Here is an 18,892-nt window from a genome sequence, read left to right as displayed (position 1 = left end):
GTTCCTCCACCCAACCTACACCTGTCACCTATCCCCTCTCACCACAGCCGATTCCAACATTTTAATTGTGCCAGCATCGGCATTTATTTCAACATTTAAACCAATTGGCAATGTAAATTTATCTTTAATATGACCAATCATTGAACCATACCAAGCCGGAATTTTTAAGGGAATAATATGTTCGCGTAAGACTTGAGTTAATTTAAAAGATGGTTCATCGCCAATACTACAGTCAGTGCATCTACCAAAAATCAAACCAGAAATTTGATTGAGAATCCCAGCGTTTTTTAGCTGAGTTAACATTCGGTCGATGCGATAAACATCTTCTCTGACATCTTCCACAAATAAAATGCTTTTGTACCAAGCAGGTAGATAAGGTGAACCTACCATTGCTGCTATCACTGATAAGTTACCACCTATTAATTTACCTGTGGCTTTTCCTGATGCAATCGTCTCAAATTGGACATCTTCAGTTTTAAGATTTTCCATTGTGACTGCTTCGCCATCAAATAAGATGCGCTTGGCATAATCTACAGTAAAATCATTCCAAGTAGATGTGGCATTCGGCCCGTGAAAAGTCAGGACTCGACTACGGGCATAAATAGCCAACACCAAAGCAGTAATATCACTAAACCCCATGATAATTTTAGGATGGGTGCGAATCTGGGGATAGTTCAGTAAAGGTAAAATGCGATTACAACCCCAACCGCCGCGCATAGTCATAATGGCGTTGACGGAATTATCTGCAAACATCGCGTTTACATCGTCGGCGCGGTTAGCATCTGTACCAGCTAAATAGCCGTACCTATCTAAAATATGGTTGCCTAATTTAATTTTTAATCCTAACTCGGTGAGCGATCGCTTGGCATTGGCTAAATCTTCCGCATCAATGACACCAGCCGGAGAAATTAATCCTACCGTATCTCCCGCTTGGAGGCGGGGTGGCTTGATAATGGTGTTTGGCGATAGTTGACCTTGAACCTTAGCCAGAGGTATCTGTGTAGCTAAAGCGGTGAAACCACAGGTGGTAATAAATGTGCGTCGTTTCAAAATTGGGGAGTGGGGAGTAGGAAAGAAATTTGATTATATTCACATCTTGCACCAAACGACTAATACCAATTCGCAATTCACAATGACCGCTCAATTACCGCGTAGTCGAACCACTGCCTCCTACTATAACGCTACCCATCTCCCGCCAACTTTATCAGTCTTGTCTTTCTAAGAATAAAAGTTGGGTTTTGGCAGTTGATCATTTAACGCCCAATTTCCTATATCTCTGATTTTATAATCAACAGGATCATGGAGAGTGAACGTGCGGAGATTCCGCCAATAGCGGTCAAAACCATACTTGGCATTAGTAGCGCGTGCGCCCATAACTTCAAAGATGCGGTTGGTGATATCTAAGCCGACTCTAGTAGCGACGACTTTGGCTGTAGCGATAAACAGCGCACATTCTCCCCGTTGTTCTGCGGTGAGTGACCATTCTTTTTCCCAAGCTTGTTGTAATAATTCTCCTGCTTGGTCAACTAGACAAGTAGCAGTCTGTAGCTCAACCCAGAAATTGCCGTAATGCTGGATAATGTATGGATCTTGGGTAGCACTTTCTACACCTGATGTCAGCCAAGGTTTAGTATTAGTGCCAGTATAGGTTTTAGCAGCTTCAAATGCTCCTTGGGCAATTCCTAAATAGATATTAGCCAGATTCAATTGAGTTAAGCAGGCGCGAATCGTGGTGAAGGGTTGACTGGGTTTATCTCTAATACCCAGAATTTCGTCTGGGTATACCAGCACATTTTCAAATGTCACAGTACCGCTATCTGTCTGACGTTGCCCTATGTTATCCCAATCATCATGAACAGTCACACCTTGGCGTTGGGTAGGAATTGCCAGAATTTTCAATTCACCAGTTTTTTGATCAGTAGCGGTGATCGGTAATATATCCGAGTCTTGGGAGCCAGAGCAAAAGCTTTTGCTGCCATGAAGACGGAAGTGATTATTTTCTGGTGTCAGCGTCGTTCTTCTATCTAAAGGGTTGAGAGCATTGCACCAAAACCAATTGTTGTCAATAGTTTCTGCATAATATCGCTGCTTCTGCTCTGTTGAACCAAATATATGCGGAACTACTACCCCTAGATGGTGGTAAGAAAAGACGTGAGCAATAGAACTATCAACCTTGGCAAACTCGCGGGTAATTCTGAAAACGGTAATCCAGCTTTCTCCTAAACCACCGTACTCTGTCGGTACGATCAATTTTAGCAAGTTGCTTTGGCGCAGGCGATCGCGTTCATGTTTTGGTGTTCCCCCTTGGACATCGCGTTCTACAGCAGTAGCAGCAAATTCCTGCGCTAAAGATTTAGCTAGATCCAGATAATTTTGAGACTCTTTAGTTTTGATTAATTGCATACTTCGCAACTTCTCCTGCAAATACTTTATTAATTACAGCCAAGGATGGCGCGGGGGATAAACACCATTCAGGAAGTAGTTACCAACAGCGTAGTATTTCCAACGGACGGGATCGTGGAGTGTATGAGCGCGGGCATTTCGCCAGTGGCGATTGTAGTTGAATTCTTCCAATGTAGATTTAGTACCTGCTAGTTCAAATAACTTGTTGGTAGCTAGGATTGCGGCTTCGGTGGCTAAGGCTTTGACTTCTGCAACTGCAATCGAGGCTTCAACTACCTTGGGTTCTTCTAAGCCTGACTCGTTAGCGATGTCAAGAAATTCGCCTGCACGACGCAGCAAAGCTTCCGCAGCATGAACTTGAATTTGCACGTTACCAAATTCATATAGTGTCAGGGGGTCTTCGTAGCCTTTTTCTAAATTGCTGTCAACCCAAGGGCGCGTATATTTACGGACAAAGTGAATGGTGTCACGGACTGCGGCTTTGGCAATTCCCACGTCTACGGCGGCTTGGATGATTTGAGCGATCGCACCCATTGGAGTAGCTCGTTCAAAGGCTAAGTAGTGCGGTATGACGTGTTCTGCCTTGACTTTGACATTTTCAATAATGGTAGTACCACTAGCTGTGGTGCGCTGTCCAAAGCTCGTCCAGTCATCAAGTAGGGTTAGTCCTTGGGCATCTCTCTCAACAAATGCCACTACTGTTTTACCATCGGGGTTGCTGGCAATCACAGGAACCCAATGTGCCAGTAATGCGCCAGCCGAGTAGTATTTGCGTCCATTGAGTATGTAGTCAGAACCATCTGGTTGTAACTTGGTTTGCACATCGGTGACAGATTTAGTACCAATTTCCGAGAAGGCATTACCAAAGCGTTTGCCTTGTAGAACTAAATCAAAGAAGAACTTTTTCTGATCATCCGTACCATCCAACCTGACTGCTTCCACCATGTAGAGGTGATTTTGGGGAATTTGACCGAGGCTAGAATCGGCTTCGGAGATGATTTTAATTACTTCTGCTAGGGTGACGTTTGATACAAAAGCACCGCCATATTCTTTCGGGACTGTAATTCCCCACAATCCGCTTTGGGAGAACTTCTGCACTTCTTCGGCAGGTAAACGCCGAGTTTGGTCGCGTTCTGAGTCACCCTTAGCAAACTCCGCCGCTAATTCATGGGCGATCGCGATCGCTTCTTTGTCATCACGAATAATATGCGCCTTTTGTTCTGTATTAATTAGTGATGTCATGATAAAACTCCTTGATTGTGATTTATCGTGTTTAAACGCAGAGGTACGCTAAGGAAAACGCGGTGGTACGCAGAGTTATCACAAATTTAATTTGCTAGGAAATTTGGGTAATTATGAAGATGATTTGGTTACGTAAAAATTGTGATATCTGCGTTTCGCTGTTGCGGTAGAAGTGGGTTTAGCTGTGATCTCAACAGCTTGGCTCTACAAAACCCACTCCTACAAGATATGTGACTGTGAATTTACACCCCAACCAACTCATCAGCTGTCCGACGATGAGATTTAAGTTCGCGCACAATGGGGATTACGTTCTTACCAAATGCTGGCAAATCATCTGTGTAGTGTAAGAAGCCGCCAAGAATGAGATCAACTCCTGCTTCATGGAATTGGCGAATCTTCTCCGCTACTTGTTCAGCAGTGCCAATCAAACCTGACTTGAAGCCATCGTTGTACTGCACTAAATCTTCAAAATTGGAATTTGCCCACATTCCCTCACGTTCACGAGTTGCAGCTCCAGCTTGTTTGACAGCTTCGCCAAATCCTTTCACTGCTTCTACATCGGCTTGAGCAATAATTTCGCGCAATACTTCATGGGCTTCTGCTTCTGTATCTCGCACGATGATAAAGGAATTTAGCCCAAATTTAATTGTGCGTCCTTCTCGACGAGCTAATTCAGACACTTCAGCAATCTGCTCTTTCACACCTTCTAAGGTATTACCATTCATGAAATACCAATCAGAGACGCGGCCAGCCATCCGCCGGGCTGCTTTAGAGTTACCACCTTGGAATATTTCTGGATGGGGATTCTGATTCACCGGTCTAGGCTTGACCCAACCGCCGTTAATCCGGTAAAAGTCGCCTTTAAAGTGAAACTCATCCTCAGTCCACAAACCTTTGAGGACGCGGATAAATTCTTCGGAACGGCGATAGCGTTCGTCATGGTCTAACCAATGTTCACCATATATAGTGAATTCATCTTTGAACCAGCCGCTAACTATATTCAAAGCAAATCGTCCGTTAGAGAGAAAATCAATACTGGCTCCGATTTTGGCAACTACTCCTGGATGCCATAATCCCGGATGAACCGCCGCAATCAACTTCAATTTTTTGGTGACTGGTGCGAGGGCTGATACGGTTGTAAATGCCTCTAGTTGGTACTCAGCCCCATAGCTGGCGATAAATCTAGCTTGGGCTAAAGCATATTCAAACCCAACCTCTTCAGCAGTTTGAGCCAGTTGAGCATTATAGTCGTAAGTCCAGTTTGTCCGTTGGGGAATTTTACTAACTACTAACCCCCCACTAACGTTGGGAATCCAGTATGCGAACTTAATATCTACCATAATTGTGTGTTTGAGAATGAAACAGCTTGGTTATTTGTTTAAGTTTGCTTGTGATGCAACAAAGCCGAATTTGTCATCACTAACAAATCACCTAAAACTTGATCCAAAAAATCTAAAGCTTGATAGCGGCTGCAAAGTCCTCTGAGTTTACAAGTAGACAATCTCAGGATTTGATATTGGCAATATATCATAACCCGATTGAGCTACCGTATTTTCATGGATCAGACTTTATCACGACAATTTTTCCGATGTCGTGACTGCATATACTTAAATTCCATTTCTGTATTCCATTTTGGAATACTGCTAACGTTTGCGGAATATTTAATTATTCTTTTATATTTGCTAGTTATCATCCTGATGATGTCAACGAGACCCGAAATCCAGGACTCAACAAAGGATGGCTACTATTCCAGATCGTGATAAGTGAATGCTTTGCATCTCTCATCTGCAACTATACACAGCAGAAATAAATATGGTAGTGTGAACTACTAAACTACGGTGGCAAGATAAAAATACCGTGGTTTAAGTAACGTAAGTCCGACAAATCTTTTTTTGACCTCTCCCCCAGCCCCTCTCCGACGCGGAGAGGGGAGCAAAAAACTAATTTTTCTCCTCCCTTTCCGTTTCGGAGAGGGAGGCTGGGAGGGAGAGGTTTAATACCTTAGAGAAAAAGCACAGGAGAAATATTTATGCCACTTCAGTTTGGAATTTGGTCGCCTGTCTGTGGTGGATGGTTGCGGGTTGTGAATCATGAGGCTAATGTATCTACGCAAGATTTAGTAAAACTGGCAGTTGAAGCAGACAAGTTAGGTTATGACTTCTATTACATTCCTGAACATTACTTGAATGCTATTCATGGCCCGAAATATCATGTTGCAGATGGTTGGATTACAGCAGCTTTAGCCAGTTTGAACACCAAGAACATCAAGATTGTTGCGGCTGTACAACCCGGTTTTAAACTACCTGCGGTGGTTGCCAATGTGAGTGCAAACATTCAAAATCAATTAAGTAACAGCAGATTTGCCCTGAGTGGGATTGCTGGATGGTGGAAGTTAGAAGTAGAAAGTTATGGAGATGTTTGGCTACCCCATAGTGAGAGATACGCCCGATTAGAAGAGTATATTGATGTCATCAAGGGGCTGTGGACAGTCGATGACTTTAATTATGTTGGTAAATATTACACTATTAAAAATGGTATTATCACTGATAAACCTACACCAACACCACCAATTTTCATTGCTGGCGAATCAGACCGGGCAATTAATTTAGCAGCCCGTCACGGAGATTATTTATTTATCAATGCTGATGAACCAGAAAAAACAGCAGCATTGGTGCAGAAGGTGAAAACATTGGCGATCGCTCGCTACGGGCGTAATATTAAAGTAGCTATGAGTGCTTTTGCGATCGTTAGTGAATATACAGCCGAAGCTGAAGCTAGACTAGCCGCGATTTATCGTTCTGCGGATCAGCAACAGATTAAATACTTTCAAGAACAAATAGATCCTAACGTAGTTGCCCACAACAAACTAGATATCAGCCAAACCATTGAAGCGAATCTCGGTTTATCTGCTCAACTGGTAGGCGATCGCTATACAATTATTCAACGTCTCAAAGAATACGAAACTGTTGGCGTTGATTTAATCATACTCAAATTTGAATCGATGTTGGAAGATACTATTCGCTTCCACAAACTAGTTATTTCCGAATACACACAGCAGAATAACTTAGTTAGGTTGTAATTCAAAATCTTGCCCTACATAGCATGAATAAGATTAAACTCGAAGATATTACCCTCAATCACCTCAAAATTTTAAAAGCGGTAGATGACTGTGGTAGCTTCTCGAAAGCAGCCCAAAAACTAGGATATAGTCAAGCACTAATTAGTAAAAAAGTAAAGCAAGCAGAGGATTTTTTCGGAGTAGTTCTGTTAAATCGCTCTCCTGGCTCTATCTGCTTAACTAATAAAGGCAAAAAATTGATTTCTCAAACACTTAATGTCGTTGAAACTGTAGAAAATCTACGAGAAGAATTTCACGCAACATTTAGCGCCGAGGGTGAAGATTTGATATTGGGGGCGACTAGTTTAATTTTAGAAGTCTGGTTAAAACAATATTTGCAGCGATTTCAGCTTTGTTTTCCCGGTAGAAATATCAAAGAAATTCATACTCAAAATAGTAGTTTTTTCTCACATTCTCAACTCTTAGATATAGATTTACTGCTCAACAGTTGCTCTGGCTATAAAGAAGAACACCACTGTACTAGATTAACAACTCATAAAATGGTGTTGTTCTCTTTTGGGGAAAATAAATATTTCAATGAGTATCGCTTGATTAAAATAAATGAGATTGATTGGACTGAAGTTGTACTTTTAGATGAAGTTCATCGAGAACTATCTAAAAATGGAATTTTGTTGCATCAATTAAGTGGAGTCAATATACTATCAAGTTATCAAGATGTCCTCAAATATGCTTCAGAAAATCAAAAATCAACTATTTTACCTGACTTTTGTGAAGCTGATATCATATCTCAATATCAAGTTTTAACCCTGACTATACAAGATGTTAATGAATATGGAATTTATATTCATGTTCCCCGCTTTAGTGAATTATTAATCTCCGCAGAGGGTTTAGTCAGAAGTTTTAGACTCGAACAAAATAACTTGGAAAGTGTGCCTAATGTAAATTTAATTTTAGGTAGCTCTTCTGCTAAAGAGGAAAATGTTCTCAAAATAGGTATTCAGCGTGATTCCATAGGACAATTTATTGCAGGATATGGAACTAAGTATATTTCTGATTTACAGAGATCATCCTCATTAATTGAACAGCCTATTTTTAAAAATATTGAAATTAATCGAGATTTCGAGCTACAAATTCTGCCCTGTTCTTCTGGAGAAGAAATGAACCATCAAATGAAAAGGGGAGAACTAGATATTTGTATTTTAGATGATATTTCTCTCTTGAATAATGGGAGTCAATTCTTTGATGATTTAAGTTTTGGTTCTAAATTAATTGGGATTGCTTCGTATAATCTTTTGGGTCAGGATGTGAACATTGTTCTCCATAAAGATTCTGCCATAAATACTGTCCAGGAACTTAAAGGCAAGCGGATTTCTACGTTATTTGGTTCCAATGCTCATCGATTCATCATTACTCTGTTTGACCTCTATAATATGGATGTGAGTAAAGATTGTAAATTAGTAAATGAAGATCCACAAAGGGCTAGTAGGAGTCTCGCTAACAAAACTATAGATGCCTATGTCTGTTGTCACACTTTTGCGTCAATTTTAGAAGGATATGCTTTTGTCAGAAAGCTACCTCTATCTCAAACAGATAGTTTAAGAATTCCATCAATTAGAGGAATTGTTTGTCGTTCGCAATTTATTAAAGAAAACCCGAAAATTGTTGTAGCTTATTTACATGATTTACTAGTTGCTAACTATTGGTTTAATTCATCCCCAATTCAGGCAACAGATTTATTAACTAAAGTGATTGATGTGAGAAAAAACCAAATAAATCAGTTTTTTAATCCTGTATTTGGTAATCGTATTGATCCGACACTCAAACCTCAATGGTCTTGGTTACTAAAAACTTTAAATCGCAGGTTGGAAGGAAAATATGGCATTTCATTGTTTGATGTAGATTTCTGGATAGATGATTATTTTTTGAGGCTTGTCTACAACCTGCTAAATTTAGATTATCATTTTCATCAGGTTTCTTTTGCAAGTGAATTTTCTAGTAGCTATTTTTTAGAAGAACAGTTTAGCCGACACATGAAAGTTCTCTATGAGAATTATGATTTACCACAGAAATATTGAAAGCTGATAAAAAAGTTTACTCTGACTTACGCACTGTACAAAATAACTATCTTGTGTATCAACGGAAATACGTTGTTTCAGCCTTTGATCAATCACTCTAGATTAGGTGCGATCGCTAAAATATCATTGAAAAATCTAGCTATAAACCTTAAAAACCCTACCTGTTATTTTGGTTTGTCTGTCAATGCGTAAGTCCTAGAGTATTTTAATCCGCATGATTTTGATGCGATAAGTTATTTCTACTATTAAAAACCCGACTTTATTTAAAGTCGGGTTTCTTTTTGATGTTTTGGTGATAGCGGTTCTTATACCAATTTGAAAAATGATTGCGACAAATGGGTTACTGAAAAGCTCACCAGTAATACCATTTCACTTTAAAAATAATACAGACATGAAAGCAGCGCCTCGACTTCGCTCGGCGACCGGAATCCGAGTTGCAGAGGAAGTGATTTGTATCAGTAATTTCGTGAATTGGTATAAGCAATTTCCCAATCCAAAATCTAAAATCTAAAATCCAAAATAGTATTACTTGCTTGTAATACAGTCGGAACCCCACCCCGCATTTGCTAACGCAAACGCTCCCCTCCCCGCACGCGGGGAGGGGTTGGGGGTGGGGTTGAAATGTACTTCATCCAACTGAGAACCGCTCAAATTCTGATTTTAAGAATCCAACAACTTTCGGCGAGATATATGGCTACAACAGCCAGTAGATGTGTTTTCAATTATTCCGATTTGAGTTAATCGGTAAAGGACGGAAAAATTAAATATGTCTCAGGACACGGCGCGTTTCCAATAATTCCGATTTGAGTTAATCGGTAAAGTCGACAGTTACTGCGACGAAGCCGCCGATATCTTCGGGTTTCCAATAATTCCGATTTGAGTTAATCGGTAAAGAGTTCGTCTAGGAGCCTTTGCCCTGTAAGGGTTTCAGCCGCCAAATCGACACCACTCTGAATAACATTATAAATGTTGGGCGAAATTTAACCAAGTACATAGCTCAAATCCTTGCCCAGTAAGCAATCGACACCACTCAACGCAAAATATAGGGTTTTGGCGATTTGGTGAGTGGTGTCGAAAATCATTTTGTTTTCTGATAAAACCCTTGTAGAGACGTTTCATGAAACGTCTCTACATTTAAATTCATACCTCGATTCAGCAACGCCCAGATAAAAATAGCGATCGCTATCATCCTGACACAGATTTTTCACCACTATTAAATATGTATGCAATTAAAATTTAAGTACGTCTCATTCCATTCGTCGGGATTTCTATTCAAGATGAGCCGAAACCTGGGATTTACTCAACTCCTGCACTAAACGATGTGCTTGGTGCAAGTATAGGGGATGTTGGAGAGTGGCTGGTAATTGATTCATTAAAGTTCTGGCTAAGTGCATATCACAACCAGTAACTCGTGAAATTATGGCTGCGCCTTCAAATGTGGCTTCTGCGGAAATTGTTTTTTCGACTCGCACTAAGCAGTGTCCGGGTTTGATGGTTCCGCGTTCGACGGCTTGCAGTCCTTCGATGGTGGCTAAGACGACCAAGCGATCGCCTACAATTAATTTGATATCATCAGCAGGCATAAACTTGGGTGTATGCTGTTTAGCTCTCAGATGAAAAATTGGTACTACTCGATAACCATAGGCGATATCACCGATTAATTTGCCATTGAGGGTGTCATCAGCTTCAATTTGATATTCGGTAACTAATATTGTTTGGTTATGCAAACGAAATAAATTTAAAATATTTTCCCCAAATGCTGCACCCGCAAATGCTTCGGCGGCTAAGGCGTAAACTCCCATAATTCTGGCGTGAGGTAGCAGCAGTCCGATATTTTCGCTAAAACAAGGGTCAAAGGTACGAATAACTAAGTTAGCTTTTGGGTTGACAGTGCGTGCTTTTAACGCAATTTCCAAATTTGTCACTTCATCATCGGTGACAACCACAACACTTTTTGCTGTTGAAAGATTGACTTTTGTTAAAACATGGTTGAGATGTCCCACAACTAAAGGCATTTGGGGTAACATTCCTGATTCCAGGTCTTTGGTATTTACGCCTACCAAGGGTTGTTTGAGTTCTTGCAACAACTGGGCGACACTCCGACCAACTCTCCCCATCCCCACTAATACTACATGGTCAGCTTTGGGGATGCGGGGACGACGTTTAGAAAACTGAAATCTTGCAGATAAGACACGTTCCGTCATTAAGGCATAGAGAATACCAACAAACAGTGTACTAGTGACACTCGTGGTAATACTAAATAGATGCAGCCACCATGTCAGGGGAAAAGATATTTTTTGTTGTCCCCCAAACACATCACCGTAACCGCCGAGACTCAATACCAAAGCTACATTTAGCGCATCTTGCCAAGAAAGGTCAGGATACTGTGCTTTGAAAAGCAGTGTTCCTAACAAGAATAAACTCACTAACAATAATGCCCCAACTAAAGCGACGCGGCGGGTTTGACTACTGTCTTCCCAAAACTGCGTTAATTTGTGGCGGAGATTTTGCCATGATATTTCTGTCACCATTTCATGCCAAAATTGCCCAAAGCTGTTCATTTGTTTTGGGGAAGTCTTGAGATTTTCGCTGACTTCAATGTAAAAGATAGAGTCTCCAGGGAGAACTTTTGCATCTGGTTTCCATTGATAGAAACCTTTGGGGACTGGTTGACCGGCTGTGATGTGGATAAGTACGCGGCGATGGCTAGTGTTAATTTGCGAAAGACAACAATGACTCCAGCGATGGGAAGCATGGATAGAGACTGCAAAAACTTGGAGTAAATGGTTTTCTAAATTAAAAAATCCTCTGGTTTCACAGCCTAATGCGGCTAAGGCTAAACTGTGGGCTGGTAATTGGGTGGCTTCAAAGGCGATAAAGTTACCCAAACTGTCTTGGAGTAAATCGTTGAGATTATTTTGGGCGGAACGGATAACTAAACGTACATGAGGATTAAGCGATCGCGCCGCAAATGCCGTCGCTATATTCACTCGCTCATCACTTGTTACAATCAAAATTGCCCGACAATGTTTTATCCCTGCTTGTTCTAATATTTTCGGTTGCCGACAATCACCAATCACCAACTTATCGATTAACTCTGGTAATTCTGCAATTTCCCAAGTGTGAGTATTTACCTGTTCAATGGCATTGACCTTAACACCAAACTCCTTCAGTACAGATACACAATATTGTCCTAAATTTCCCAGTCCACACACCAAGAAAAAGTTCGGATTTGTTGTTGTATTGTGTTCCATATTTTGATGTTAGTCATTCACGAAAACCTAGACAGGACTTACGCAAAATCATGAAAAAACGAACCGCAAAGAGCGCAAAGGTCACGAAGTTAAGAGGATTTGAGAGGGTTCTTGCGTAAGTCCTACTAGATATAGACGTAAACCCTAAAAGCTTTGCTGCATCTAAGTTTTTTAATTGCGAATTGGTAAGCTGTTACACATTTAAACTGCATAATTAGGGCGGGCAAGATGCCCACCCCACAAGAGTTATTGGCATTTCCGTTATGTAAACTAGATGTGGTTTAGCTTATCACCCTTCTTTACCTTAAGCAAAGCATGATTAACATTCAACTTTTCAAGGAGTATTGGTTTTAGAAACTTCTGGCGAGAGAATTAGCAAATGTCCTTTGTCATTTTCTTGAATCGCAATTACGGCTGGACGCTGATCAGGTGTTGCATTTGGCGGTAAAGTGGGGAACAAATAAATCCAACCGCCACGTTGTAGAAGTATGCGCCAAATTCTCGGCTGTTGAGGATTACTGATATCAGTATCTTCTTTACCGCGTAAGTCTTCAAATAAACCTCTATCTCCAATTATTCTATAGCCTTTGAGTGAGGGATCAGCAAAAGCATCATCAAGTTTACGTCCGGCAACAAACTTTTCCTCTGGGGTAATTAAGGCAATTACAGGTAAGGTAGAATTTTGACCAGCATCTCGCCGTGCATCAGTTACACCTTGCCATTGGGCTAACCAAAATATCACAATTAAAACCCAAGCGACAATGACAATTTCATTAACTAGCGATCGCAAAAAATCTACTAACCGCAATTGTTGAGAACTATAGTTAGCTAAAGAATAAAGAAATTTCGCTGTTACTGACCGCTTATTTTGAGTAACACTGATGATGCGATTTGATAAATCATGGAAGCGGTTAACAACAAACTCGCTGATAACTCTAATTAACCATAGCGTCATATTAATAGCGATCGCTGCCAACAAAAAAGCGATCGCTGTTTTGCCTATTGCCCAACCATCCCCAAAAAATATTTGTATGGGAACAATGAGAAAGGACTGTGCAGGTAAATCTAGGTTAGAAATTTCTAGTTGAAAAAAGTTAAAGTATGCCCAACGGTAAATCCAGCCTGCAAAGAAAAGCGCCGCACCAAGTAAACCAACTACACTAGTAAACTTACCTAAAATATTCGGTTCTGGGGTTGGGTTGGGATTTGAAGTCACAGAAGTATTCCAAAGAATTACCCAAAATATAGATTAACGCCATCTACAACATTTTCTTAAAAAAATCCAATGATTTTCCGTTATTTTACGGAAACTTGATAATCAGTAGGGAAGTTAAATAAAGCATTAATACATAAGTAACCGTGTTAAGACTATGACAGCTTCTCTTAAGGTAATGTTTGCGGGAGTCTTGGCAGCAGGAACATTGCTGGCAGGATACACCATATCTGCGATCGCCAAGGAAGTCAAGACGGGAAATCTGTTACTAGCACAAACACCAGCAAAATCAAAGTTCGTAGAATTGCCCATAGCCTTACCAAATTTGGCAAAAATTTCTTTAAAGGGAGGAGAATCGCAAAGTGGTAAGATAATCCAAGTAGATGCTCAAAAACAAACATTAAAAATTCAGCGTAGTAGTGACACCCTTTCTATTTCTCTAAGTAAAATTGACAAAGTACAATTCGACAATAAAGCTTTAGTTTACAGAAGTGATGGCCGTAGAATTATCCGGGGTGAACAAAAACACCACACAGCTAAACAAGTAACTTTGAATGGGTTGCCACTAAATACTTTTACAATTCAAAATTCAGCTACAGGTACAGCAAAAGTTAAGCTGGCTCCCCCTGTAGTTTCTCGTGGGGAGTTGTTAGGTATTCAATCAGTGGCTGAAGATAGACAATATGTGGTGGATCAAATGCAGTTTAATCCGCAAAAAAGAACCATGACTATTCAAGCAACACCTTATTAAATCAGTGAACAGTTATCAGTAAACAGTTATCAGTATATGTAGGGTGTGTTAGGTGACAGCCGTAACGCACCGCAAGCTTTGTGGTAAATACTTTACTCTCCTTTAACACATCCTACGTCTTGACTAAATCATTTCTGCTCGTCTAGCAACTCGTACAGAGAGGAAGCTTTATGAATAACCCTGAAGAAGAACATAGCGGTTCTTACTTGCTTGTAATACACTCGGAACCCCACCCCGCATTTGCTGACGCAAACGCTCCCCTCCCCGCAAGCGGGGAGGGGTTGGGGGTGGGGTTGAAATGTACCTCATCCAACCGAGAACCGCTATATACATTACAACTGCGCCCACGCTCACATGAAACAGTATCTCTAGAAATCCCCAAGGATACTTTAGAATCTCTTAAAAAAATAGCCGACAGTCAAGATATGTCTTGTGAGGCATTACTTAAATTTTATATTGGGCAAGGTTTACGCCAAGATATAGCTAAATTATTTTCTCACCGAGTGTTAGAGGTGACTGCTCAAGTCTTAGCACAACATATTCAATCAGAAGCAGAAATTTCAGATATTTTACAAGAAATTCGCTCTCAAACTAATTATTAATGCGATCGCTTGATTGTTTTGACGGAAGGAAACCCAACACCAATATTTGTCTTGAGTTTCCGAGATTTTTGTTGGGTTGCGCTTCACCCAACCTACATTTTTCTGGTTTTAGTTTGAGGTAGTACTTAAAGCCATACCTTGACGCATTGCACGCTTGCGATCGCTTTTTCGAGTTCCTCCAGCCATTTGATACTCATGACTATTATTGCCAAATTTATAAGCAATTCCACGCAGAATATTTTCTGAATAATCTGCTAAATGTTCCTCATTTTCTACAATCTGGGTTAATAAAACATCAATACTAGAAAGAGTAGTATTATACACTTCCAGTAATTGTCGCATCTTTTCTATTTTTTCAGTATAATCTGTGACCGTTAATCCTTCCCCTACATCCAGAGTTGGACTGATGGATTTAATACTTGCTAGACGCATTTCGGCTTTTTCGAGAATACGTGAACTGCGCTTTTTTCTTGCCATAATTAATACTCATTTTTTGAGTTTACCATTACTCTATAGTGAACAATTGTATAAAAAGTTGCCATACGTAAAATTGTTGATTTTTGTTAAATAACCAATGTCAAAGCGGAAACTACTACAGACTGAGGAAAACACGGAACTATGAAAGCAGAAGTTACTTCAAAGAAAACAAAAGTTAGTTTCCCGAAAGCAAAAGTTACTTCAGAGAAAACAGAAGTTGCTTCCGAGAAAACAAAAGTTACTTTCAGGAAAACAGAAATTGCTTCCAAGAAAACGGAAGTTACCTTAAATAGCATCAAATTTGAGTTTGCGATGCCTGCGGCGGGCGTAGCCATCGCCCTACTATATAAAAATGTAGTGTTTGCAAAAGTGCAATCGCTTGATTATTTGTAGAAGATCCCCCTAAATCCCCCTTAAAAAGGGGGACTTTGAATTTATTCCCCCCTTAAAAAGGGGGGGTTAGGGGGGATCAAAACGCTACTAAACAACTTTATAAAACTTGTATATACACCGTAGCTTTTTAAGGGGGTTGAGGGGATCTCAAATCTTCCACCACCAACAAGCAAACTTTAAAAACACCCTTTAAACTTCTCAATTTTCCCAAACCAAATCAAATTGTAATATGCAGAAAATTTTTATTAGTGTATTAGCTGCGTGTGTTTACCTAACACCTTTAACAGTGACACTCATCGCTCAACCCAGTTGGGGAGAAACGGAAATACCCCAAGCACAAACAGCCGAAAAACTACTAGAACAGGCTATACAAAAAACACAACAAGAAGAATATCAACAAGCTATCCCTATATTGCAGCAAGTTTTAACTATGGCACAAGAACTTAAAGACCAAAAACTAGAAGCAACTGCACTTTTGGGGCTTGGTTTTTGCTACTCCGCATTAGGAGAAAAGCAGCAGGCATTGTCATTTTACAACCAAGCTCTGCCCCTATATCGTGCCGTAGGCGATCGCTCAGGTGAAGCTACTACTCTCAATAACATTGGTTTAGTCTACAACGATTTAGGAGAAAAGCAGCAGGCATTGTCATTTTACAACCAAGCTCTGCCCCTATATCGTGCCGTAGGCGATCACTCAGGTGAAGCTACTACTCTCAATAACATTGGTTTAGTCTACAACGATTTAGGAGAAAAGCAGCAGGCATTGTTATTTTACAACCAAGCTCTGCCCCTCAGACGTGCCGTGGGCGATCGCGCTGGGGAAGCTAATAGTCTCAATAGCATTGGTGGAGTCTACTCAGATTTAGGAGAAAAGGAAAAAGCACTGTCATTTTACAACCAAGCTCTGCCACTAATTCGTGTAGTTGGCAATCGCTTTGGGGAAGCCACTATTCTTAATAACATTGGTGGAGTCTACTCAGATTTAGGAGAAAAGGAAAAAGCACTGTCATTTTACAACCAAGCTCTGCCCCTCAGACGCGCCGTGGGCGATCGCGCTGGGGAAGCTAATAGTCTCAATAACATTGGTGGAGTCTACTCAGATTTAGGAGAAAAGGAAAAAGCACTGTCATTTTACAACCAAGCTCTGCCACTATCGCGTGCAGTGGAAGATCGTTCTCAGGAAGCTGTTATTCTCAATAACATTGGTTTAGTCTACGACGCACTAGGACAAAAGCAAAAAGCCCTGTTATTTTACAACCAATCTCTGCCCCTCAGACGTGCCGTGGGCGATCGCTCTGGGGAAGCCAGAACTCTTGATAATATTGGTCTAGTTTACTCAGATTTAGAAGAAAAGGAGAAAGCACTGTCATTTTTTAACCAAGCTCTGCCCCTCAGACGTGCCGTGGGCGATCGCTCTGGAGAAGCCATTACTCTTAATAACATTGGTTTAATCTACAATGCTTTAGGAGAAAAGGAAAAAGCACTGTTATTTTATAATCAAGCTTTGCCCCTATTTCGTGCAGTAGGTTATCGCGCTGGAGAAGCTAATACTCTCAATAACATTGGTGGAGTTTACTATGATATGGGAGAAAAGCAGAAAGCACTGGATTTTTTCAACAAAGCACTGTCATTTTACAACCAATCTTTGCCCCTCAGACGTGCAGTGGGCGATCGCTCTCAGGAAGCTTCTACGTTGAGTAATAGAGGTATATTATTTCAAAACACAAATCGACCAAGTGAAGCCATTACTGATTTGGAAAAATCTCTGCAAATCAACTTAAAATTACGTCGTGATTTACAGCAAGAAAATCGCCAAAAGTTTTTACAGCAAAATGATGGGAGTGCAATAGCTTTAGTCAATGTCTTAATTGAGCAAAAGAAATATGATCAAGCTTTTACATGGGTTAACCTTTATAGCACTGCTGATTTAGCCGACTATAATCGTCTCATTAATGCCAAAGTTGCTAACCCCGAAGCACAAAAAGCTATTGATAAATGGAATCAAAAAAATCAACAACTAGAACTTCAACGACAACAACTGCAAAAACAGTTTTCTGAAGAGTTAGCGCAAAAATTTCGTCAATTAGAAACACAAGTCAATCAAGAAGCCGCAGAAATATCTCGCAAATTCCCCGAAGCTGCTGAACTCTTTGAAACCGCACCCGCAGATATTGACAAGCTTAAATCATCCATCCCTGCCGACACGGTAGTAATTCAACCCGTCTTGCTAACAGGTGTGAAAGATATCCCAAATTCTCTAGCAATATTTATTTTAACTAACAATAAGTTAAAAGTTATTAAAACATCAATCAAACCTGATGAATTTGATAAAACGCTCACCAAATATCTAGAGCAATTAGAAAAATACAAGAATTCGGACTTTGCAGAAAATAGCGTTAAATTATATGATATTCTCATTCGACCTGTAGAAGCTGAAATCCAGAAACTACAACCCAAGCAATTAAGCATCATTGCCACAGGTAAACTCCGCTATCTCCCCTTTGAAACCCTTTACGATATTAAAACTGAACAATATTTAATCGAGAAATATCCCGTCAATTATCTCACTCGCATTTCCACAAGCTCTTTAGGTTCACCAAAAGCAACCACAAACCAAGCACCAAAAGTCCTAGCCTTTGGTAATCCCGTACCTCATCATCCACAAAATTTGCAAGGTGCAGAAACAGAAGTTAAGGAAATCACGAATAAATTACCAGGAAGTGAAGCTTATCTTCATAGTAAAGCCACCCTGGCAAATTTCAAAAGTCAAGCCTTACGCTTTAATTTTGTCCATTTAGCAACTCACGGCTGCTTTCAAGATACAGACTGTACAACATTAAATTTAAAAAATAATTCATTGCTGTTTGCAGATACTCAATATAACATTGCTGATGCAGCATTTTTAGGTTTAAAAGGTACACAATTACTAACCCTGAGTGCTTGTCAAACTGCCAAAAAAATTGAGGATAAAGGCTTAGGCATTTCTGGCGTTGCTTATATATTTGAACGTGCAGGTGCTAAAGCAGTAATGGCGGGGTTGTGGTCAGTTGACGATAAAGCAACCCGAAAACTCATGGTTGATTTTTATGCAAATCTCCAGCAAGGTATGACTAAAGGCGAAGCATTACAAAAAGCCAAATTGCAGCAAATTAAACGTCATCCCTATTACTGGTCGCCATTTGTCATCATTGGCGACGCACGGTAAATATATAGCGTTTCTTACTTGCTTGTAATACAGTCGGAACCCCACCCCGCATTTGCTAACGCAAACGCTCCCCTCCCCGCTTGCGGGGAGGGGTTGGGGGTGGGGTTGAAATGTACCTCATCCAACCGAGAACCGCTATAATAGTAAAAAGTTAAGAGAATTGTAGGTTAGGTGTAGCGATCGCTTAACCCAACAAAG

Annotated in this window: 12 protein-coding genes and 1 CRISPR repeat array; of the genes, 6 read left to right on the top strand and 6 right to left on the bottom strand. The window is 40.4% G+C overall.

Going from position 1 to position 18,892, the window contains the following annotated elements:
- Positions 1–24 precede the first annotated feature (24 nt).
- The 4 genes from H6G77_RS13065 to sfnG all read right to left on the bottom strand — a co-directional run bounded on the left by H6G77_RS13065 (position 25) and on the right by sfnG (position 4,985).
- On the bottom strand, positions 25–1,050 hold the full coding sequence (locus tag H6G77_RS13065; protein ID WP_190871780.1) for an LD-carboxypeptidase: 1,026 nt from the start codon (positions 1,048–1,050) through the stop codon (positions 25–27).
- Between the two features lie 168 nt (positions 1,051–1,218).
- The gene (locus tag H6G77_RS13060) at positions 1,219–2,403 is read right to left on the bottom strand and encodes an acyl-CoA dehydrogenase family protein (protein ID WP_190871779.1); all 1,185 of its coding nucleotides are present in this window, start codon (positions 2,401–2,403) and stop codon (positions 1,219–1,221) included.
- Positions 2,404–2,436: 33 nt separating this feature from the next.
- Positions 2,437–3,645, bottom strand: coding sequence for an SfnB family sulfur acquisition oxidoreductase (locus H6G77_RS13055; RefSeq protein ID WP_190871778.1), 1,209 nt, complete (start codon positions 3,643–3,645; stop codon positions 2,437–2,439).
- Positions 3,646–3,887: 242 nt separating this feature from the next.
- A complete protein-coding gene (gene sfnG / locus H6G77_RS13050; RefSeq protein WP_190871777.1) occupies positions 3,888–4,985 on the bottom strand; it encodes a dimethylsulfone monooxygenase SfnG in 1,098 nt (365 codons plus the stop codon).
- 689 nt (positions 4,986–5,674) lie between these two features.
- Between sfnG and H6G77_RS13045 the strand changes: the two genes are divergently transcribed.
- Both H6G77_RS13045 and H6G77_RS13040 read left to right on the top strand, forming a co-directional pair.
- Positions 5,675–6,724: an LLM class flavin-dependent oxidoreductase gene (locus tag H6G77_RS13045; protein WP_190871776.1), complete on the top strand. Its 1,050-nt coding sequence runs from the start codon at positions 5,675–5,677 to the stop codon at positions 6,722–6,724.
- 23 nt (positions 6,725–6,747) lie between these two features.
- Positions 6,748–8,799, top strand: coding sequence for a LysR family transcriptional regulator (locus H6G77_RS13040; protein WP_190871775.1), 2,052 nt, complete (start codon positions 6,748–6,750; stop codon positions 8,797–8,799).
- A gap of 712 nt (positions 8,800–9,511) precedes the next feature.
- Positions 9,512–9,693: direct repeats of the CRISPR family, unit length 26 nt; unit sequence ATTCCGATTTGAGTTAATCGGTAAAG.
- A 374-nt stretch (positions 9,694–10,067) separates the two neighbouring features.
- Here the strand turns inward: H6G77_RS13040 and H6G77_RS13035 are convergent.
- Entirely contained in the window at positions 10,068–12,053 is a 1,986-nt protein-coding gene (locus tag H6G77_RS13035) for a potassium channel protein (RefSeq protein WP_190871774.1), read from the bottom strand.
- Positions 12,054–13,423: 1,370 nt separating this feature from the next.
- On the opposite strand from H6G77_RS13035, the gene H6G77_RS13025 reads away from it, so the two are divergent.
- Positions 13,424–14,017, top strand: coding sequence for a hypothetical protein (locus H6G77_RS13025; RefSeq protein WP_190871772.1), 594 nt, complete (start codon positions 13,424–13,426; stop codon positions 14,015–14,017).
- Positions 14,018–14,187: 170 nt separating this feature from the next.
- Positions 14,188–14,619, top strand: a complete 432-nt coding sequence (locus H6G77_RS13020) for a BrnA antitoxin family protein (RefSeq protein ID WP_242049204.1) — start codon at positions 14,188–14,190, stop codon at positions 14,617–14,619.
- Between the two features lie 108 nt (positions 14,620–14,727).
- Here the strand turns inward: H6G77_RS13020 and H6G77_RS13015 are convergent, their stop codons facing one another.
- On the bottom strand, positions 14,728–15,096 hold the full coding sequence (locus H6G77_RS13015) for a hypothetical protein (RefSeq protein ID WP_190871771.1): 369 nt from the start codon (positions 15,094–15,096) through the stop codon (positions 14,728–14,730).
- Positions 15,097–15,237: 141 nt separating this feature from the next.
- On the opposite strand from H6G77_RS13015, the gene H6G77_RS13010 reads away from it, so the two are divergent.
- Together H6G77_RS13010 and H6G77_RS13005 are read left to right on the top strand one after the other, a co-directional pair.
- The gene (locus H6G77_RS13010; RefSeq protein ID WP_190871770.1) at positions 15,238–15,489 is read left to right on the top strand and encodes a hypothetical protein; all 252 of its coding nucleotides are present in this window, start codon (positions 15,238–15,240) and stop codon (positions 15,487–15,489) included.
- A 229-nt stretch (positions 15,490–15,718) separates the two neighbouring features.
- A complete protein-coding gene (locus H6G77_RS13005; RefSeq protein WP_190871769.1) occupies positions 15,719–18,694 on the top strand; it encodes a tetratricopeptide repeat protein in 2,976 nt (991 codons plus the stop codon).
- Positions 18,695–18,892 lie beyond the last annotated feature (198 nt).

The organism is Aulosira sp. FACHB-615 (assembly GCF_014698045.1).
Taxonomy (GTDB): Bacteria; Cyanobacteriota; Cyanobacteriia; order Cyanobacteriales; family Nostocaceae; genus Nostoc_B.
This window is presented reverse-complemented; position numbering and strand designations above follow the sequence as displayed.